The organism is Vibrio sp. 10N.222.52.C3 (assembly GCF_041474195.1).
In the GTDB taxonomy this organism is placed as follows: domain Bacteria; phylum Pseudomonadota; class Gammaproteobacteria; order Enterobacterales; family Vibrionaceae; genus Vibrio; species Vibrio crassostreae_C.
In genome coordinates, this window is the sequence record NZ_JBFRTQ010000073.1 from 34257 (window position 1) to 55184 (window position 20928).

A 20928-nucleotide genomic window follows, 5' to 3' on the forward strand; every position below is an offset into this window, starting at 1 on the left:
CGCTTATTTAACTAATAATCACAACCCCTAGATAATCAACGAAATGCTTGGCACTTCAGGAGCTAGGTCACATGGGTTCATCATTAATTACAGGTATAGATATAAATCATCACAGCATCAAAGCCGTGGTACTAAAACCCGTGGGGGAGTTGTATGCCCTAGTGGGATACAAAGAGCTGCCGATTTCGGACGACATTTTTACAGCTAACCATACTTTGGAGTATCAGAAAACTGTTAAGAAACTTAAAGAACTTAGGAAAGGACTGCCTTTTGGCTGTCGCAACGTCGCCATTTCGGTACCTGATAACACGGTGATCAGCAAAGTACTGCAAATAGAGAGTGAGTTAGAAGACAGAGAAAAAGAGTTTTCTATCTATCAAACCTTCGCCCATCAATCTCCCTTTCCTATCGAGGAGCTGAGTTTAGATTTTGTAAAGCTGGAAGACAAACGATTTGGTAAAGGTTCGACAAGCAGTTATCAGGTATACGCCACTCGTAAAGAAGTTGTGGATAGCCGAGCGGATGCATTAACCAAGGCTGGCTTCAAACCTGTGGTGGTGGATACACAGGCGCATGGGCTACTTAATATCTGGCAATTGGCCTCGCGCCTGTATCCCGATAAGAAAAACTGGTTGCTAGTGGATGTTGGAATCGACCAAACCTCGCTAGGGGTTATCCCGCAGAATTCGGCGCCTTTCTATAAAGACATCGCCTTTGGCACTCAAGATCTTCGCAGCTCAGATGACCCGAGTGATATCGAGAGCGTGTTCGGTACTATGGAAGAGACACATCAATTCATTGTTAACCTGATTGAGAAGCTCAAGCGTCAATTGCAGCTCTATTCATCGGGAAATGCGCAGCAACCTATCTCAGGGATTTGGTTGATGGGCGAGGGCGCCAGCATCCCTATGGTAACCGAAGAGCTAGAACGCCATTTTCAGTTGAGCTGCGAGTCATTGAATCCTTTGTCTTTATTTGAGAATAAGGTCGCCAAGAGACGCCGACTGCCGATTGACTGGCAACACTTTGGTATCGCGGCGGGTATGGCGATGAGTGGGCTCAAGTGGCAGGGAGAGAAGCATGTTGCATCAAATTAACCTGCTGCCGTGGCGTGATGAGATTCGTGCTCAGCACAAGAAGCGTTTTATCCATCTGGTCATTCTTGGCGTCATCATTGCGCTTATAGGGCAATGGGCGGTTGGTCACTATTTTCACGATCAACAAGCCAAGCAGCAAGCTCGCCTCAATTACCTCAATCAGTACATTGCTGAGCTCGACCGACAAATTCAGTCGTTAAAAGTCGCAGAGCAAGAACACAAAGCCATTCTGACTCGACTTGATGTGGTTGAGTCGCTGCAGCTTGGCCGTAATAAGACCACCGACTTCATGAACTTGATGCCGGAGCTGATTCCAGAGGGTGTCTATGTCGACAAGATAAAGATGAATGGTCAGGAGATTGAAATGTCGGGCATCAGCGACAGCACTGCTCGTCTCGCCACCATGTTGGACAACCTCGAACGTTCAGATTCTTTGAAAGGGGTCGAGATGCACTCTATCGTTCATAACCGCAAGCGCTTCAATAAAGAGTTTCAGACCTTCAAGGTCTCTTTTGTGTTTAGCCCTGTGTCTTTAGAAAACACAACCGCGAGCAGAAAAGATAAGGGGGCGCATCATGGCTAACCTTCAAAATAGGATTAGTAGGCAAAACAGGATGAGCTTGCAAGATCTCGATGTTGATGAGATCACCGAATGGCCATTGTTGCCTCAGCTTCTCGTGATTCTGGTGTTGATGGTGTTAATCCAAGGTGTTGGCACTTGGCTGTATCTGCTGCCGCTCGACGAGGAACTGAAACAGATGAAGCAACAGGAGCAGACCTTAAAAACGACCTTGAGGATAAAGGCGAATAAGGTTGCAGCCTTGCCTAAGTTGCAGAGCCAGTTGGATGAGCTAACCAGTCGCTACGATTATCTATTAGAGCAGCTACCAGTTCAAAAGGAGTTGGCCAGCATGCTGGCCTCAGTGAATGAGCTCGGCTTAGATAACGCGCTGACCTTCACGCGAATTGATTGGGGGCAAAAGCAGAATAAAGAGTTTCTCTATCGATTGCCTCTCAATATTGAGCTGACAGGTGACTATCACGAGATTGGTGACTTCTCTGCTGCCATCGCCAAGTTGCCGCGCATTATTAGCTTTGATGATGTGAATTGGCAGCGAGTCAGTCAAGAAAGTAGCACGCTGCACTTTAGGGTTCGAGCTTATACCTACCAGTTTAAATCGGAGGTTAATGATGAAACCCAATAGCGCGTTTTACTCAATCGTATTGATGCTTGCGTTGTCAGGCTGCAAAGCTAATCAAGACTCACTGCAAGATTTTGTGGCGCAGGTTGAAGCCAAGGCGAGAAAAGACGTCGAGCAACTTGTCCCAGCAACTGAATTCACGGCGGCGACTTATCAGCGCCGTGCCTTTCGTCCTCCCTTTGAACTGCCTAAAGAAGCCATTGTGCAAAACCAGCCTTTGGTGAAGAAAGACTGTTGGCAACCCAGCGCCCGTTCTCGTAATGGCAAGTTAGAGAGGTACCCGCTGAGTAAGCTTCGTTTAAGAGGCGTGATGGGCAGTGGCTCAAGCGTGTTTGGCTTAGTGCAAACACCCAAAGGCAACGTGGTAAACGTCAAGAAAGGCCAGTTTATCGGCTTAAACAATGGCCGAGTTACTAAGGTGACGAGCCAATACGTTCAGATTAATGAAACTCTTCCAGATGGCTTAGGTTGTTGGCATAAGCGCAACGTTAGGCTGGCTCTGAAGTAAACCAATGTCACATGATGTGGATATGAGATGTAAATATGATTAAAGGAATAAGTGGATTAGTGAGCAAGGCTCTACAAGGTTTTGCTGTGTCTGTGATGTTGGTTGTTAGCGTGCTCAGCCATGCCGAGAGCTTACCGAACAAATTGGAGAATATTGATTTTAGGGTCAATAAGGATAAAGACGCCGTCATCATTATTGAGCTGGCGACCAGCACAGCAGTGGTGGATGTTCAACGAGCTCAGGAAGGGTTAAGTATCGAGCTAATCAATACTCAAGTTGATGATGACAAGCTCTACCTGCTGGATGTGAAGGATTTCGCTACCTTGGTTGAAGGCATTGAAGTCTATAAAGAGACACCAAGCACTCGGCTTCTAGCGACGATTAGCAATGACTATCAGTATGAATACAACCTAAAGGGGCGCTTTATTGAGGTGGTGATCAGCAAACCGGTGCTCGATGAAGCGACCAAAGAAAAAAGCGTTCTAGAGAAAGAGGGCAAGCTGATATCGATTAACTTCCAGGATATCCCGGTACGAAATGTCCTGCAACTGATTGCCGATTACAACGACTTCAATCTCGTGGTGTCTGATTCGGTAGCCGGAAACCTGACGTTACGCTTAGATGGCGTACCTTGGCAGCAAGTTCTCGACATTATCTTGCAAGTTAAAGGCTTGGATAAGCGTGTTGATGGCAATGTTATCTTGGTCGCGCCGAAAGCGGAGCTCGACCTTCGAGAGCAACAAGCGTTAGAGAAATCGCGCTTAGAAGAGGAGTTAGGGGAGCTTAAATCGGAAATCATCAAGATTAACTTTGCTAAAGCCACCGACATCGCTGACATGATTGGAGGTGAAGGTGCGGTCAGCATGTTGTCCGATCGTGGTTCGATTACCATTGATGAGCGCACCAACTCACTGCTCATTCGTGAATTGGAAGAAAACATTGCCGTGATCCGAGGCATCATTGAATCGTTAGACATTCCCGTGAAGCAGGTACAGATAGAGGCACGTATTGTCACGGTTACTGAGGGTAATCTTGATGAGCTTGGCGTGCGCTGGGGCGTTTCCTCAACCAACGGAAGCTTCACCGTTGGTGGCTCAATCGAAGGTAACCACCCATCAGCGATTACGCCGTATGACGACGATAGCGGCAGCAGCGTGATTGATGACTATCTCAACGTCAATTTAGGGGCAACATCGCCGAACGCCTCGAGTATTGCGTTTCAGGTGGCCAAACTGGGTTCAGATACCTTACTCGATCTTGAACTGTCGGCACTGCAACAAGAGTCAAAAGCTGAAATCATTTCTAGTCCACGCTTAATCACCACCAATAAAAAGCCGGCTTATATTGAGCAAGGTACTGAAATTCCTTACTTAGAGTCATCTTCAAGTGGCGCTACGTCGGTTGCATTTAAGAAAGCCGTGTTGAGTCTTAAGGTGACACCGCAGATCACGCCCGATAATCGTTTGGTATTGGATTTGAGCGTGACTCAAGATAGGCCAGGGCAAGTGGTAAAAACTGGAACCGGTGAAGCGGTCGCCATTGATACGCAAAGAATAGGTACGCAAGTGCTTGTTAATAATGGTGAAACTGTCGTGCTTGGCGGGATATTTCAGCACAGCGTGAGCAGTACAGTGGATAAAGTTCCTCTGTTGGGGGACCTGCCAGTTTTGGGCGCATTGTTCCGTCGCAGCTATGAAAATGTGGGTAAAAGTGAACTACTTATTTTTGTCACACCCAAAGTTGTGATTCAGTAATGAACAATTAGATTAAAAATAAAGTTGCATTAGTGGCACCTAACCTTGATAATTTCGGGTCTTATCACGAATTATCTGTGAGGAATCGGTGCCACGGGCCTTTTAATTTCAGTACTTGTACTGACCTACCTTGTGGCGATGTCATTGAATTAACGTTGTAAATTACTGCTAAAAACATGGCTGAGAAACGCAATATTTTTCTTGTTGGCCCAATGGGCGCCGGCAAAAGTACAATTGGTAGACACCTAGCTTCCCAACTTCATATGGAGTTTCTAGACTCTGACACTGTGATCGAAGAGCGCACTGGCGCAGACATCGCATGGGTTTTTGATGTTGAGGGCGAAGAAGGTTTCCGTAAGCGCGAAGAATCTGTAATCAATGATCTGACAGAAGAACAAGGTATTGTTCTTGCGACAGGTGGTGGTTCAGTGTTGAGCAAAGAAAACCGTAACCGTCTATCTGCACGAGGCATTGTTGTATACCTAGAGACAACAATTGAAAAGCAACTTGCTCGCACTAACCGCGACAAGAAACGCCCTCTACTTCAAACAGACAACCCGCGTGATGTGCTAGAAGATCTAGCTGTATCTCGCAACGCACTATACGAAGAAGTGGCGGACTACACAGTTCGTACTGACGACCAAAGTGCAAAAGTGGTAGCCAACCAGATCGTAAAAATGCTAGAAGAACGTTAAGTTCATTTTTTCGGAGAGCAAACCCATGGAACGGATTACGGTCAATCTAGCTGAGCGTAGCTACCCTATCTCTATTGGCGCCGGGTTATTTGAAGACCCGGCGTACCTTTCTTTTTTATCAGGTAAGCAGAAAGTTGTTGTTATCAGTAATGTGACAGTAGCGCCTCTTTATGCTGATAAAATTTTATCGCTATTGGATCAAGTCGGCTGTCAGACATCTCTTCTCGAGCTGCCAGACGGTGAACAGTACAAAACCCTTGAAACGTTCAATTCAGTGATGAGCTACATGCTTGAAGGAAATTACAGCCGCGATGTGGTGGTGATTGCTTTAGGAGGTGGTGTTATCGGTGACTTGGTCGGTTTTGCTGCCTCTTGTTACCAGCGCGGTATTGATTTCATTCAAATCCCGACGACCCTTCTTTCTCAAGTGGACTCTTCTGTTGGTGGTAAAACCGCAGTAAACCATCCTCTTGGTAAGAATATGATCGGCGCTTTTTACCAACCGAAATCTGTGATCATCGATACCAACTGTTTATCAACGCTTCCAGAGCGTGAGTTTGCAGCTGGCATTGCTGAGGTGATCAAATACGGCATCATTTACGATGAAGCCTTCTTTGATTGGTTGGAGCAGAATCTAGAGAAACTTTATCAACTTGATGAAGAAGCACTGATTACCGCGATTGCTCGTTGTTGTGCAATTAAGGCTGAAGTGGTGGCTCTAGATGAAAAAGAGTCAGGAATCAGAGCGTTATTGAACCTAGGTCATACATTTGGTCATGCGATTGAAGCAGAACTAGGCTATGGTAATTGGCTACATGGTGAAGCTGTGTCGTCAGGCACTGTAATGGCAGCTAAAACAGCTCAATTACAGGGACTGATCTCTCAGCAGCAACTTGAGCGAATTATTTCTATACTCAAGAATGCGAAACTACCAATCCATACGCCAGAAAGCATGTCTTTTGAAGACTTTATGAAGCACATGATGCGCGATAAAAAAGTGCTGTCTGGTCAGTTGCGTTTGGTATTACCAACAAGTATTGGTACTGCTGAAGTGGTTGCTGATGTGCCTCAAGACATCATTAAACAAGCGATCGATTTCTGCCGTACTCTTTAAATTTGGTTGTGAGGTTGCCTAGCTAAACTCTAGGCAACTGAAGCGTTTTACTGATCGATCTTATCAGTAGGGATCCCCAATGAGTTTGGCTCATGAATTAAGAGTATTAGAGTTAGAATCTCAAGTTGAGCTGCTAGAGCGCTTACAGCTTTTGACTAACTTTGGTTCAAACCTTGTGACGGTGGCGGGCAAAGCTGGCTCTGGCCGATCTTGGTTGGCTCAGCGTTATCTTGAAGCATGGTCGACAGAAAAAAATCAGTGTTTACTGCTTTGTCATCCAAGCCAAGACGATCAACAACGCCGTGCGCTCATTCTTAGCCAAATTGTTTCTGATCCCCTGTTTAATCAACATGATTCTTTATCGGATAGCCTAACAAGGTTACTGGATGGAGAACCGTGTAATGTGGTTATCGTCGTTGATGATGCCCAACGACTTTCTGAGCTATTGGTATCCGAATTATGGATGTTGGTACTGGAAGCTCAATCAAACCCTCAATGGACGATCAATATCGTTCTCTTCTCGGAACCTGGCCACTTAGATACGTTATTAACGCGTTTGAGCTACGGTCAACAACACAAACCTATCGATCTTGAGATCGATGACCTTTCGCAACCAGAAGCTGAACATTTCTTTGAATCACTGGTGATTCGATATGTTGATGATGAGTCTGAAACTTGCGTGCGACGTGCGTTTAATAAAGCGCAACCTCTGCCCGGTGAGTTAATGGCTTTAGGAGAATTGAAAGTGGAAAAAAGGATTATTATTCGCTCAATTATTGGCTCGCCCATCAATATCGCGATTGTGGTGGCCTTGCTGTTGATTTTAATTGGTGGTGGTTATTGGTGGATGTTCAGTCAACCAACCCCTGACGATAAAGCGCAATCTCTTATCGCTCCGATTGAACAGACAGCTATCCCAACTTTTGAAGTGGAAAGTGGTACCGAGCAAGCTGGAATCGACGGAATGGACGATTCTGAAGCCGAAGCTGACATGAGTTATCAAGGTGCTGATGACGACAGCTCATCTTTGCCACCGACTGTCGTTGAAGATACCGCGAGTGTTGGAGAAGTCGAACAAGATCAGCAGCGTGTCGTAATCACCTCTGATGTGGTTGATGCCTTGCTTGATGATAAACCTGAAAGTGCCGATACCAGTGCGATTGATGCTGCTGTTGAAGAAAACACAGGTGCCGCGGTGAGTTCGCAATCAGATGCAGACAAAGTGGAGTCACAGCCTTCAGCCGATGAAGCAACAGACCTAACACAGTCCACGCCACCGACTAAGAAAATTACATTCTCATTTTCTCGCGAAGAGTTACAAGCTATCTCTCCGCGAGCTTATACTTTGCAGTTGAGTGCGATGACCTCATTGGAAGACGTACAATCTTTCATTGAAGAGTATGACCTTGAGAACAAGGTTCGTATTTACCCAACACTTCGCAACGACACCAAGTGGTTTATTATCACTTATCAAGATTACCCAACGATTCAAGTAGCGAGAGACGCGGTAAGTGCGTTATCAAAACCACTTCAACAGTTGGAACCTTGGGCAAAATCGATGAATCAAGTACATCGAGAGATAGAACGTGCGAAATAACCCTGAGCTTAGCCTCAAAATATGTTACATTCCGCAGCCTTATTTTTGAGTTGATAGATAGAGCAGTAAATGAAAAAGCAGCGTGCCTTTCTAAAATGGGCTGGTGGTAAATATGGCCTAGTTGAAGACATCCAACGTCACCTGCCACCTGCTCGTAAATTGGTAGAACCGTTTGTCGGTGCCGGCTCAGTATTTCTGAATACTGACTTTGAACAGTACCTGCTTGCAGATATCAATCCCGATCTTATCAACCTGTACAACCTGCTTAAAACCGATCCTGAAACTTATATCACGGAAGCGAAGCGCTGGTTCTGTCCTGAGAACAACCGCAAAGAAGCCTTCTTAGATATTCGTGCTGAGTTCAATGGTACAGATAACGTCATGTATCGTTCGTTGGCTTTCTTGTATATGAACCGATTTGGTTTCAATGGCCTGTGTCGTTACAACAAGAAGGGCGGTTTTAACGTTCCATTTGGTTCTTATAAAAAACCTTACTTCCCAGAAGCTGAGCTGGAGTTTTTTGCCGAGAAAGCGAAAAAGGCCACCTTCGTCTGTGAGGGATACCATGAAACCTTTAGCCGCGCGCGTAAAGGTTGTGTGGTTTACTGCGATCCTCCATACGCACCACTGTCGAACACGGCTAACTTTACCTCTTACGCAGGTAATGGCTTTAGCTTAGATGACCAAGCTGCACTGGCGGATGTTGCTGAAAAAGCAGCGATGGAACGCGGTATTCCTGTTTTGATTTCAAACCACGATACGACATTAACTCGTCGCTTATATCATGGTGCGGAGTTGAACGTGGTTAAGGTGAAACGTACCATCAGCCGCAATGGCGCTGGCCGTAATAAAGTTGATGAGCTATTGGCGCTTTTCCATAAAGAGAAAAACCAGCAGCACGCATCAGCGGAACAGTAATGGTCAGAATATCCGCCAAACTCATTAAATTGAGTGACCAACGGATACTTTCTTAAACTAATCTTTCGAACTGCTAGGATCTGCTTAGGTGCTTAGGTAGAATTGCACACCAAATAGTCTTGGGATTGAGTCTTGTATTTGTGTATGAGATGTCACCAAGGCGGTGATATTCGCAATTTACTCACTCTTAAGAGGTTTGGTATGAAAGATTTTCTAATCGCTCCATCGATTTTGTCTGCAGATTTTGCTCGTCTTGGTGAAGACGTAGAAAAAGTACTCGCAGCTGGTGCTGATGTTGTGCACTTCGATGTGATGGACAACCACTACGTACCTAACCTGACTTTTGGCGCGCCTATCTGTAAAGCGCTGCGCGACTACGGTATTACGGCTCCTATCGATGTTCACCTTATGGTTAAGCCAGTAGACAGCATCGTGCCTGAGTTTGCTAAAGCCGGCGCATCAATGATTACCTTCCACGTTGAAGCTTCAGAGCACATCGATCGCACTCTACAGCTAATCAAAGAGCACGGCTGTAAAGCGGGTGTGGTTCTTAACCCTGCAACGCCGCTTTCTTGCTTAGATTACATCCTAGACAAAGTAGACATGATTCTACTGATGTCTGTGAACCCAGGCTTCGGCGGTCAATCTTTCATTCCGCACACGCTAGATAAACTACGTGCTGTTCGTAAGCTGATTGATGAGTCAGGCCGTGACATTCGCCTTGAGATTGATGGCGGCGTGAAGGTTGATAACATCCGTGAAATCGCAGAAGCGGGCGCAGATATGTTCGTTGCGGGTTCAGCTATCTTCAATCAACCAGATTACAAAGAAGTGATTGATGAGATGCGTGCAGAGCTTGCAAAAGTAAACGCATAATCGTAAAACTACAGATAGATTGAATATTAAGGGGCTAATTTGCCCCTTTTTTACGTCTTATAGCTCAACTCATAAGACGAACATAATAAATAGGAAAGTAAGATGTCATTAAGCTCAATAAAACTGATCGCCTTTGATTTGGATGGAACCTTGTTAGACAGCGTGCCTGATTTGGCCGTTGCTGCTGACCAAGCTTGTCAGGAGTTGGGTTTCCCTTCAGTGAGCGAAGAACAAGTTCGCGACTACGTAGGTAATGGTGCTGATGTTCTTATCGGACGTTCACTCAGCCGTAACTTGACGGTTGACCCAAGCCTAGAGCCAGAGCTACTGAAAAAAGCACGCATCCTGTTTGATGATTTCTATGAGCAGGGCGGTCACAAGCTAAGTCACCTTTACCCATCGGTTAAAGAGACGCTGGCTGAGCTGGATAAAGCCGGCTTCACTATGGCGCTGGTTACCAACAAGCCATCGAAGTTTGTACCAGACGTACTGGCGCAACACGGTATTGATAAGTACTTTGTTGATGTGTTGGGTGGCGACTCTTTCCCAGAGAAAAAACCGAACCCAGTCGCTCTGAACTGGTTGCTAGAAAAGCACAATGTAAAAGCGGAAGAGATGTTGATGGTTGGCGATTCAAGCAACGACATTAAAGCGGCTAAGAATGCAGGTTGTCACTCGTTTGGTCTGACTTACGGTTATAACCACGGCGAGCCGATTTCAGCATCAAACCCTGACTATGTCGCGGATAACGTCGCGCAATTACTAGATGTCGTTCTAGTTTCAGCATAAAGCGGACAAAAGTTAGCTAACCTACTAGCAAAATACTTATCAATGAGTACACTGGATGAGCCGTACAGAAGAGCTGTGCGGCTTTTCTATATTTAAGTTAAGAAGCTAAGCGTTCAATAAACTTAGCGAATAAGCAAAGGAATTAAAACCATGAGCAAGCCCATCGTATTGAGTGGTGTTCAACCATCTGGTGAACTAAGTATCGGTAACTACTTGGGTGCTCTACGTCAATGGCAACAGATGCAAGATGATTACGATTGCCAATACTGTGTTGTAGACCTTCACGCAATTACGGTTCGCCAAGATCCGAAAGCACTGCATGAAGCGACTCTAGACGCACTAGCAATCTGTCTTGCTGTCGGTGTTGATCCAAAGAAGAGCACGCTATTTGTTCAGTCACACGTACCAGAGCATGCTCAACTTGGTTGGCTTCTTAACTGTTACACACAAATGGGTGAACTGAGCCGTATGACTCAGTTTAAAGATAAGTCTGCACGTCACTCAAACGACGTAAACGTAGGCCTATACGACTACCCAGTGTTGATGGCTGCAGACATCCTGCTTTACGGTGCTCATCAAGTGCCTGTAGGTAGCGACCAGAAACAACACTTAGAGTTAGCGCGTGATATCGCAACTCGCTTCAACAACATCTACGGTCCTGAAACGCCAATCTTCCAAGTACCAGAACCTTACATTCCAACAGTGAATGCACGTGTAATGAGCCTGCAAGATGCGACGAAGAAGATGTCTAAGTCAGACGACAACCGTAAGAACGTGATTACTTTGCTAGAAGAACCTAAGTCGATCATCAAGAAGATCAACAAAGCGCAAACCGATGCAGAAACACCACCACGCATTGCTCACGATTGGGAAAACAAAGCGGGTATCTCTAACCTAATGGGTCTGTACTCTGCAGCGACAGGTAAAACGTTCGAAGAGATCGAAGCGCAGTACCAAGGCGTTGAAATGTACGGTCCGTTCAAGAAAGACGTAGGCGCAGCATTGGTTGAGATGCTTGAGCCGATTCAAGCTGAATATCACCGTATCCGTGCTGATCGTGCTTACATGGACGCAGTAATGAAAGCGGGTGCAGAAAAAGCCTCTGAGCGCGCAGCCGTGACACTGAAAAAAGCATACGAAGCAGTCGGTTTTGTTACTCGCCCGTAGGGTGAGCTAAAGCCACTCGTTTCAGAATTGAAGCCCAAAGTAGACGCTGTTTACTTTGGGCTTTTTAGTGCCCGTTCTATTTGCTCTCCCAGTAAATCTCTTGTTTGAATTGATGATCTAAGCATTATCTCGCTAACATATTCATAATATTAATGCTGTGTAGGCGATCTTATTACTTCTCTTTGGAGTTTATAAAATCTTGCTTATTTCTATTTATGTTGGAAATACATAACGTGCCAAACAATTGATGATTATTAAGTGATAAGTTCCTCATTTTCTTGCTAACTGACTTATTCCTTTCATAAATAAACCTGATAGTTACCACAAAATACATGACTGCCCATAGACGGCAGTAACTATAAATCGATGAACTCAGGTGAAACGGATGGCTCTTTTACACAAACCTTCATTGCTAGCAGTGGCAATTGGTAGCTTGCTAACAGCAAGTGCACACGCTGATTTGTTTATTTCACAATATGTGGAAGGCGGCAGCTACAACAAAGCGGTTGAGATTGCTAATAACGGCGATAGCAGCATGAATTTAGATGGTTACTCGCTGGCGAAGTCTGCGAATGGCAACGGCTCATGGGGCGCCACTTTACCTTTAGATGGACACGTTTTAGCGCCTGGTGAGGTACTTGTTGTCGCTCATACGAGTGCGAGTGATGAGATTAAAGCCGTCGCTGACATTCTCAATGCGTCGATTGCTAACCATAACGGTGACGACCCGCTGGCTATCTTGAATTCAGATAACTCGGTACACGATATTGTTGGTTTGATGGGCGATGTGGATTGGGGTAAAGATGTTACTTTGGTTCGAGCGACACAAACACCTTCTGCGACATTCGATGCTTCACAGTGGGTGTCGTTACCAAAAGACAGCATTGAAGGCTTAGGTTCATTAGACAGTGTTGAACTGCCAGAAGCGTTCACTTGTACACAAGATGGCTCTGACCCAGTATTCACAACCATTCAAGAGATCCAAGGCGAGGGTGCAACATCGCCGTTCATTGATGGCTATCCTTACATCACTGACGATGAGTATTTCGTCAAAGGTGTTGTGAGTGCGGTGACTACAGGCATAACCAAAGGTTTCTACCTGCAAGCACTTGATGATGACTTCAATTCAAGTACTTCTGAAGGTCTATTTATCCACACGAATCAATCGAGCTCAGAACTGGCTGCGGGCGACGTAGTGTGTGTGAAAGGTAAGGTTCAAGAATATTACAGCCATACTCAGCTTAAAGTTGAAAACAACCAATGGCTAAAACAGGGCGAACAACAAGCACCTGAAGCAACGGCGATAGAAGCGCTAGACAGTGATGAGAACTTTGCTGCAACGCTTGAACGCTACGAAGGCATGTTGGTGAAAACGACCGAAGCGCTTGATATGCGTGTGACTCGTACCTTTGGCTATGACTACTCAGGTCGTCGTAACAACATGGTACTGGTGCATGAGCGTATTAACATGCAACCGAACCAGCTTTTCGCAGCAGGTTCTGAAGACGCGAAACAACAAACGGAAGATAACGCAGACCGTCGTCTTTTCGTTGAAACCGATCAAAAAGCGGGTGATGGACAAGTTCCTTTCTATCCAGACTTTGGCCGTACCGATATTGATCAAGATGGTTCAACAGAAGACTATATTCGTATTGATGACACCATTGTTGGTCTAGAAGGCGTACTTACCTACAGCTACGGTGAGTACCGCTTAGTGACAACTAACCAGATCTCGGCTGAAAACTTTGTTCGTAACGATCCGCGTACCGATAAACCAGACATGGACGAAGGCGACCTTCGCATCGCGACTTTCAATGTTTTGAACTACTTCAACTCTCCATTTGGCGGTGACGCGAACCAACACGGCAACAACCGTGGTGCGAACACCATCACCGAGTTTGAGATGCAGCAAGAGAAGATTGTGAATGCGATTCTTCGCTTAGACGCTGACATTATTGGTTTGATGGAAATTGAGAACAACGGCTTTGGTGAAGGCTCTGCCATTCACCAGCTCGTTATCCAACTGAATGATCGCATTGAGCGTAAGAAAGACCGCTATACCTTTGTAGCTGTCGATTCGAACGAAGATGGTGTGACCGACGAGATGGACTCGATTGGTACTGATGTCATTACAACAGGTGTTATCTACCGTAAGAAAGTAGTTAAGCTTAAAGACAGCCGTGTTATAGCTATGCCAAGCCAACAAGCACCAGAAGTGTTAGACGATTCAGGTAAGGTGATTGAAGATGGTAAGAACTACCAGCGTGACTCGTTAGCGCCAACCTTCAAGGTTAAAGGTACCAAAGAGAAACTCACCGTAGCGATTAACCACTTTAAATCGAAAGGCTCTAAGTGTTGGGAAGATGCAGCACCGGTTGAACAGGGCGGTCAAGGTGGTGTTGATGCCGACAAGCAAGGCTCATGTGAGAACTTCCGTGTTGCTGCAGCAGTTGCTTTGGGTGAAGCGCTAGACGGCATCAAAGGCCATAAAGTGATTCTGGGGGATATGAACTCGTACGGCATGGAAGATCCAATGCTGGTGCTTACGGATTACTCTGAAGAGAAATACGGTAAGCAAATCAAAGCGGCGCGTAACACTTACATTGACGGCGTCGAGCAGTTTGGTGATAACGGTGCGGTGATTACTAAGAACTACGGCTACATTAATGCTGTGGCTCAAAAGCACCCGGACAGCTGGAGCTACTCATACAATGATGAAGTTGGTGCCTTGGATCATTTGTTGATCAGTGACAGCCTGAAAGATAGGGTTGTCGATGCGACCGATTGGCACATCAATGGTGGTGAGTCGACGTTGTTTGACTACAACGAAGAGTTCAAAGGTGACCTACCTAAGTACCAAGATCACTTCCGTTCATCGGATCATGATCCTGCTGTTCTTGAACTGCGAGTAGGTGGTTCATTTGGCTTCGGTGCTCTGATGTCACTATTTGGTTTAGCAATGTGGCGTCGTCGCAAGTAGCTCAATCACAAATAGATTGGCTTGCTATACAAGCAAGCCAATGCAGATAACTTAAGGCTATCTGTAAATAATTAAGGTCAACTTAGGTTGGCCTTAATTGTTGACGAAATGCAGTTTCCACTTGCCTTTCGCCATGGGTATTGCACAATACCGCCCCTATATCTCCCAATCATTTAGTATTTAGCAAACGATTTCGACCCATGTTACTTATCATCGATAACTACGACTCTTTTACCTATAACTTGTATCAGTATTTCTGTGAGTTAGGGGTAACTGTAAAAGTTGTTCGCAACGATGAGATTGATATTGCCGGTATTGAAGCGCTGAATCCTAGCCATCTTGTTATCTCGCCAGGCCCTTGTACGCCTGATGATGCGGGAATCTCTCTGCAAGTCATTGAACACTTCGTGGGTAAACTGCCGATCTTAGGTGTGTGTCTTGGTCATCAAGCCATTGCTCAAGTGTTTGGTGGTGAAGTAGTGCGAGCCAGACAAGTGATGCACGGTAAAACCTCTCCAATACGCCACAATGGTAAGAGCGTTTTTCAAGGGCTTAATAACCCTCTAACTGTGACACGTTACCATTCCCTAGTGGTGAAAAATGGCACGCTTCCTGACTGCTTTGAACTGACGTCTTGGACGGAATTTGAAGATGGCAGCATGGATGAGATCATGGGTTATCAACACAAAACCTTGCCGATTGATGCCGTCCAATTTCACCCTGAATCGATTAAAACAGAGCAAGGACACCAGCTTCTTGCTAACTTCTTAGCGCGTTGAGTGTTTAAATTTGGCTTTTCATTCGTTCAAATAAGCCAGTTAAACGTATTACCTCGTTCGTTAAGCGTTTTAATTCGGGCGCGCCGCGTCTTCATCCCTCTGACGCCGATCACTTTTTATAACATTTCTCCCTCTTCAGGCTAAGTTTTTAGTCTATGCAATATTATTCGCCTTATTTCCTCTCGACCCCCTTATACCGCTGTACCAGTAAGGCTTTGCTGTTGATGGATAGACGTTTAGTTAAAAAAAGCTTCATAAAACAGATTGTTTGATGCATAAATAGTCATAGGTAGTGACGTTTAGCTGGTTGTTAGGGATGGCTAAAGAATAATCTACTATTGAAAAGGTTAATTAAATGTAAATATAATGCTGCAGCGGGATTATGGCGGGACAAAATATCTTTATCTCACTTATGAACCATTACGCTTATTTGCGAAGCTTGCGGTATCGAGAAGGAATGTACGATGACAGTGGAAAATAATGTAGAACGTAGTCTTTTTAATGAGGTGATGGTGCCTTGTTATAACCCAATGGAAATGATCCCGGTAAAAGGGGAAGGCGCACGCGTTTGGGACCAACAAGGCCGAGAGTATATCGACTTTGCTGGTGGTATCGCTGTGAGCTGTTTGGGTCACTGTCACCCAGCAATGGTTAATGCTGTTACCGAGCAAGCAAACAAGATTTGGCACCTAAGTAATGTAATGACTAACGAACCTGCACTGCGTCTAGCGAAGAAGCTAACTGACGTATGTTTTGCAGAAAAAGTATTCTTTGCGAACTCTGGTGCAGAAGCGAACGAAGCAGCACTTAAGCTAGCTCGTCGTTGGGCTGCGGATGTTCACGGTCCTGAGAAATCTGAAATCATTGCATTCAAACAAGGTTTCCACGGTCGTACTTTCTTTACTGTAACTGTAGGTGGTCAAGAAGCTTATTCTGACGGCTTCGGTCCTAAACCGGGCGATGTAACTCACCTGCCTTACAATGATATTGCCGCGCTAGAAGCGCACATCTCTGATCGCACATGTGCAATCATGATGGAACCTCTGCAAGGTGAGGGTGGCATCATCTCTCCAACCTCTGAGTTTGTGAACACGGTTCGTGAGCTGTGTAACAAGCACAATGCATTGTTGATTTTTGATGAAGTACAAACAGGTAATGGTCGTACTGGTAACTTCTATGCTTACCAAGGTCTGGGCGTGACGCCAGACATTCTAAGCACAGCGAAGTCTCTAGGTGGCGGTTTCCCTATCGGCGCAATGCTGACGACGTCTGAACTGGCTACACACCTTAAGGTTGGTACGCACGGTTCTACATACGGTGGTAACCCACTGGCGTGTGCGGTAGCTGAAGCAGTGGTTGACGTAGTTAGCCAACCTGAGACTCTAGAAGGCGTAAAAGAGCGTGAAGCGCTATTCCGTGATGGTCTAACTAAGATTAACGACAAATACCAAATTTTCAGTGAGATTCGTGGTAAAGGCCTATTGTTAGGTACTGCACTGAATGACGAATGGCAAGGGCGTGCGCGTGACGTATTAGTAGCAGCAGGCGAGCAAGGCCTAATGGTACTGGTTGCGGGTGCAAACGTGGTTCGTTTTACTCCATCACTGGTTATCACTAAACAAGAAATTGAAGAAGGTTTATCAAAACTAGACAAAGCAATCGCTACGCTAGTTTAGCCTGAGCGGCGTCATAGGAATGATCGCCATTAGAGCGATCTCATGACGTACTGCTAAAGGCCCAAGCTTCTGGTTTTGGGCCTATTTTGCATCTGGAGGGAATATTGATGCTAGTTGTTCGCCCAATAAAACTGTCTGATTACGATGCGCTGCACACCTGTGCAGTTGAATCAGGTCATGGATTCACATCTCTTCCGGTTAACGAAGAATTGTTAACTAACCGAATTACCCATTCTGAATACAGCTTTGCGAAAGCAGACGTGACCGAACCCGGTGATGAAGGCTATCTAATGGTGGGTTTCGACGCTGAAACTGGCGAAGTTGCTGGTACAACGGGTATCGAAGCTTCCATTGGCTGGGATGTGCCTTTTTACTCGTACCACATCAGTAAAGTGGTTCACTCTTCACAGCGCCTTAAAGTGAATAACGTGGTTAAGCTGTTGACGTTTGGTAATAACTACACAGGCTGCAGCGAAATTTGTACGCTGTTCTTACGTCCTGATTACCGCAAAGGCTTAAACGGTCGACTGATGTCTAAGTGTCGTTTCCTACTGATGGCTGAGCACCCAGAGCGTTTCTCAAAAACGATCTTTGCTGAGATGCGTGGTGTATCAGATGCGGAAGGCAATTCTCCTTTCTGGCAATGGCTGCAAGAACATTTCTTCTCGATTGACTTCACGCTTGCCGATTACCTAACCGGTATTGGTAAGAAAGGCTTCATTGCTGACCTAATGCCTAAGCTACCTATCTACGTGAACCTACTGAGCAAAGAAGCTCAAGCGGTGATCGGAGAGGTACATGACAATACGCGCCCTGCACTTAAGTTGCTGGAACGTGAAGGTTTCACCAACCGTGGTTATGTCGACATCTTTGATGCAGGCCCAACGGTTGAGTGTGATCTAAGAAACATCGAATCTGTGCGTCACTCAATTCGAGCACAGGTTCAAATTGCAGAGCACTCTAGCTCTAAAGACTTCCTAATTGGTAATACCTCGTTTGAGAACTTCCGCGCAGTAGCCGCGAAAGGTGCGTATGACCAAGCAAGCGACACAGTGATTTTATCATCTGAAGTAGCAAGCGCTCTTGAAGTAAAAGAAGGCGAATTCGTTCGCATGTTGGCTCAATAAGAGCGGCGATTATCTGTCGAAGATTTTAAGGATAGAAGTATGACTCAGTGGATAGCAGGACAGTGGGTGGCAGGTCAAGGTGACGCCATGACATCAGTAAGCCCATACAACAATGAAGTAGTGTGGCAGGGTGATAGCGCGACACCAGCACAGGTTGAATCTGCAGTAGCAGCAGCTCGTGAAGCCTTCTTGGTTTGGAAAAAACTGAGCTTTGCAGAGCGTGAAGCGATCGTGTTGAACTTTGCTGAGAAAGTTAAAGAGAACAGCGAAGAAATCGCGCAAATCATCGCGAAAGAGACGGGTAAACCGATTTGGGAAACTCGCACTGAAGCGGGCGCAATGGCGGGCAAGATTGCTATTTCAATTCGTGCTTACCATGAGCGTACCGGTGAAGCTTCTCGTGAAGCGGCAGGCAACCAGATTGTACTGCGTCACCGTCCATTAGGCGTGATGGCAGTATTTGGTCCTTATAACTTCCCTGGTCACCTACCTAACGGTCATATTGTTCCTGCACTGCTATCGGGTAATACCGTGGTATTTAAGCCTTCAGAGCAGACACCTTGGACGGGTGAGTTTGCGATGAAATTATGGCAAGAAGCGGGTCTTCCTGCTGGCGTAATCAACCTAGTACAAGGCGCTAAAGAGACAGGTATCGCACTGGCCGATGCTAAAGGTCTTGATGGCGTGCTGTTCACAGGTAGCGCTAATACTGGGCATATCCTTCACCGTCAATTCGCGGGCCAACCGGGCAAGATGCTGGCACTAGAGATGGGTGGCAATAACCCTATGGTGATCAGTGACCAATATGGTGACGCAGACGCAACGGTATACACCATTATCCAATCGGCGTTCATCAGTGCGGGTCAACGTTGTACATGTGCTCGTCGCTTGTATGTTCCAGTTGGCGAGAAGGGCGATCTGCTACTCGACAAACTGGTTGCAGCGACGCAAAAGATTCGTGTTGATCAGCCATTCGCTGAACCTGCACCCTTCATGGGTCCTCAGATCTCTGAAGCTGCGGCTAAGTTCATTCTGGACGCGCAAGCGAATCTACAATCGTTAGGCGGCGTCAGCCTAGTAGAAGCAAAAGCGGGTCAAGCGGCGTTTGTTTCTCCGGGTATTATCGACGCAACCAACATTGCTGAGCTGCCGGATGAAGAGTACTTCGGTCCACTGCTACAAGTGGTTCGTTACCAATCGCTAAAGCAAGCGGTTGAGCTAGCTAACGACACTCGTTTTGGTTTGTCTGCGGGTCTTGTATCAACAGATGATTCTGAATGGGAATACTTCGTTGACCATATCCGTGCGGGTATTGTTAACCGTAACCGCCAGCTAACAGGCGCAAGTGGTGATGCACCATTTGGTGGCCCAGGTGCTTCAGGTAACCTGCGTCCAAGTGCGTACTATGCAGCTGATTACTGTGCTTACCCTATGGCGTCAATGGAAGGTGGTGAAACTCAACTGCCGGCTACGTTTAGTCCAGGTATTGAGCTGTAGTTTTGGCTTTTAAGCTATAACTTGATGAATCACAAGCTTATGAGCTCTAGGTTCATGAATAACAGGTTCATTGGTTAATTGTGTAATAAGGAAGTGGTGTTATCGCTTCCTTTTTCCATCACGTCCGACACCTAGATTGGGCGGTAGATAATAATAGAACAAGTATGTCACAGGCTGATGGCTGCTGACTCTGAGTCCAGCCTCTCCCTCTCTAATCCAAATTACTAGCTTGCTAGAACCTCTGACAAGGAGTCACCATGACGCCCGATCTACTCTTTAAATCACTATGGGACGATTACATTCACAGGCTTTGCCCATCGGCTGAGAAAGTTCATCATCTGCTGAAAGAAGACGAAGCCCTGATTAATGATCACATTGCACTGCGAACTTTCAATGTTGCGCCGCTGGGTATTGAAACACTGGCTAAGCCTTTCCTTGAATTAGGCTACAAGGCTTGTGGCGACTACTTGTTTGAGAGCAAGAAGTTAGTGGCTAAGCACTACGAGCACCCAGACCCAAACCAACCGAAAGTGTTCATTAGTGAGTTGAAGGTAGAAGAGTGTTCAAGTGACTTACAACAGATCGTTGCTAAGTTGGTTGAGCAAGTGGACGCAAGCAAGCTTCAAGGTCATGAGTTCTTATTTGGTGGTCGCCTTTGGGATCTGAGCTTCGCGGATTTCCAAGTTCTAGCAAAAGAGAGTGAATACGCGTCTTGGCTAGCGGCTCATGGTTACGGTGCAAACCACTTTACGGTGAGTGTGAACCAGCTCAATGAGTTCGATGAAGTACAGACTGTGAATGACTATTTGAGTGATTCAGGTTTCACTATCAATGCATCTGGCGGTCAGGTTAAAGGCTCTCCAGAGGTCTTATTAGAGCAATCATCTACAATGGCAGACAAAGTCCCAGTTTCATTTGTTGAAGGCAACGAGGTGATTCCTGGTGGCTTCTACGAGTTCGCTAAGCGTTATGCGATGGCGAATGGTGAGCTTTATACAGGATTTGTTGCAGCATCGGCTGACAAGATCTTTGAGAGCACCAACGGTTAATAAAAGTTACGAGAACGGACTTATCCTAGATATGCGAGTACGCTTCGCTTCGAGGAAGTTTACAAATAGGATTTTGTGAGTTCTTCTCGTATCTCGTATCTCG

At 45.9% G+C, this 20928-nt stretch carries 18 protein-coding genes; all 18 read left to right on the plus strand.

Annotated elements, in window-relative coordinates; all coding sequences use genetic code 11:
- Positions 1–71 precede the first annotated feature (71 nt).
- The gene (pilM, locus tag AB4517_RS11860; RefSeq protein WP_017061130.1) at positions 72–1097 is read left to right on the plus strand and encodes a type IV pilus assembly protein PilM; all 1026 of its coding nucleotides are present in this window, start codon (positions 72–74) and stop codon (positions 1095–1097) included.
- Positions 1081–1680, plus strand: a complete 600-nt coding sequence (locus AB4517_RS11865; RefSeq protein ID WP_017061129.1) for a PilN domain-containing protein — start codon at positions 1081–1083, stop codon at positions 1678–1680. The genes pilM and AB4517_RS11865 overlap by 17 nt, the downstream gene beginning before the upstream one ends.
- Entirely contained in the window at positions 1673–2302 is a 630-nt protein-coding gene (locus tag AB4517_RS11870; RefSeq protein WP_372148396.1) for a type 4a pilus biogenesis protein PilO, read from the plus strand. Before AB4517_RS11865 ends, AB4517_RS11870 begins: the two co-directional genes overlap by 8 nt.
- Positions 2289–2807: a pilus assembly protein PilP gene (locus tag AB4517_RS11875; RefSeq protein ID WP_371724729.1), complete on the plus strand. Its 519-nt coding sequence runs from the start codon at positions 2289–2291 to the stop codon at positions 2805–2807. The genes AB4517_RS11870 and AB4517_RS11875 overlap by 14 nt, the downstream gene beginning before the upstream one ends.
- Positions 2808–2842: 35 nt before the next feature.
- Complete coding sequence (locus AB4517_RS11880; protein ID WP_032545762.1) at positions 2843–4561, plus strand: type IV pilus secretin PilQ; 1719 nt, start codon at positions 2843–2845, stop codon at positions 4559–4561.
- 176 nt (positions 4562–4737) lie between these two features.
- Positions 4738–5256 (plus strand): shikimate kinase AroK, encoded by a 519-nt coding sequence (gene aroK, locus AB4517_RS11885; RefSeq protein WP_017061125.1) that lies wholly within the window; start codon positions 4738–4740, stop codon positions 5254–5256.
- 25 nt (positions 5257–5281) lie between these two features.
- Positions 5282–6370, plus strand: a complete 1089-nt coding sequence (gene aroB / locus AB4517_RS11890) for a 3-dehydroquinate synthase (RefSeq protein ID WP_017061124.1) — start codon at positions 5282–5284, stop codon at positions 6368–6370.
- A gap of 79 nt (positions 6371–6449) precedes the next feature.
- Positions 6450–7967, plus strand: coding sequence for an AAA family ATPase (locus AB4517_RS11895; RefSeq protein WP_372148397.1), 1518 nt, complete (start codon positions 6450–6452; stop codon positions 7965–7967).
- Positions 7968–8036: 69 nt separating this feature from the next.
- Complete coding sequence (locus tag AB4517_RS11900; protein ID WP_048605377.1) at positions 8037–8885, plus strand: Dam family site-specific DNA-(adenine-N6)-methyltransferase; 849 nt, start codon at positions 8037–8039, stop codon at positions 8883–8885.
- A gap of 201 nt (positions 8886–9086) precedes the next feature.
- A complete protein-coding gene (gene rpe / locus AB4517_RS11905) occupies positions 9087–9761 on the plus strand; it encodes a ribulose-phosphate 3-epimerase (protein ID WP_010435263.1) in 675 nt (224 codons plus the stop codon).
- A 102-nt stretch (positions 9762–9863) separates the two neighbouring features.
- The gene (locus tag AB4517_RS11910; protein ID WP_017061120.1) at positions 9864–10550 is read left to right on the plus strand and encodes a phosphoglycolate phosphatase; all 687 of its coding nucleotides are present in this window, start codon (positions 9864–9866) and stop codon (positions 10548–10550) included.
- A gap of 150 nt (positions 10551–10700) precedes the next feature.
- Positions 10701–11717, plus strand: coding sequence for a tryptophan--tRNA ligase (gene trpS, locus AB4517_RS11915; protein WP_016796005.1), 1017 nt, complete (start codon positions 10701–10703; stop codon positions 11715–11717).
- A gap of 385 nt (positions 11718–12102) precedes the next feature.
- A complete protein-coding gene (locus AB4517_RS11920; protein ID WP_372148398.1) occupies positions 12103–14697 on the plus strand; it encodes an ExeM/NucH family extracellular endonuclease in 2595 nt (864 codons plus the stop codon).
- A 200-nt stretch (positions 14698–14897) separates the two neighbouring features.
- Positions 14898–15476 (plus strand): aminodeoxychorismate/anthranilate synthase component II, encoded by a 579-nt coding sequence (locus AB4517_RS11925; protein WP_009848915.1) that lies wholly within the window; start codon positions 14898–14900, stop codon positions 15474–15476.
- A 464-nt stretch (positions 15477–15940) separates the two neighbouring features.
- Positions 15941–17152 (plus strand): aspartate aminotransferase family protein, encoded by a 1212-nt coding sequence (locus AB4517_RS11930; protein WP_372148399.1) that lies wholly within the window; start codon positions 15941–15943, stop codon positions 17150–17152.
- Positions 17153–17259: 107 nt separating this feature from the next.
- Positions 17260–18279: an arginine N-succinyltransferase gene (gene astA, locus AB4517_RS11935; protein ID WP_017061116.1), complete on the plus strand. Its 1020-nt coding sequence runs from the start codon at positions 17260–17262 to the stop codon at positions 18277–18279.
- 39 nt (positions 18280–18318) lie between these two features.
- Complete coding sequence (gene astD / locus AB4517_RS11940) at positions 18319–19776, plus strand: succinylglutamate-semialdehyde dehydrogenase (protein ID WP_017071310.1); 1458 nt, start codon at positions 18319–18321, stop codon at positions 19774–19776.
- Between the two features lie 257 nt (positions 19777–20033).
- Positions 20034–20825, plus strand: a complete 792-nt coding sequence (locus AB4517_RS11945; protein ID WP_004729652.1) for a DUF1338 domain-containing protein — start codon at positions 20034–20036, stop codon at positions 20823–20825.
- The last annotated feature ends 103 nt before the right edge of the window (positions 20826–20928 follow it).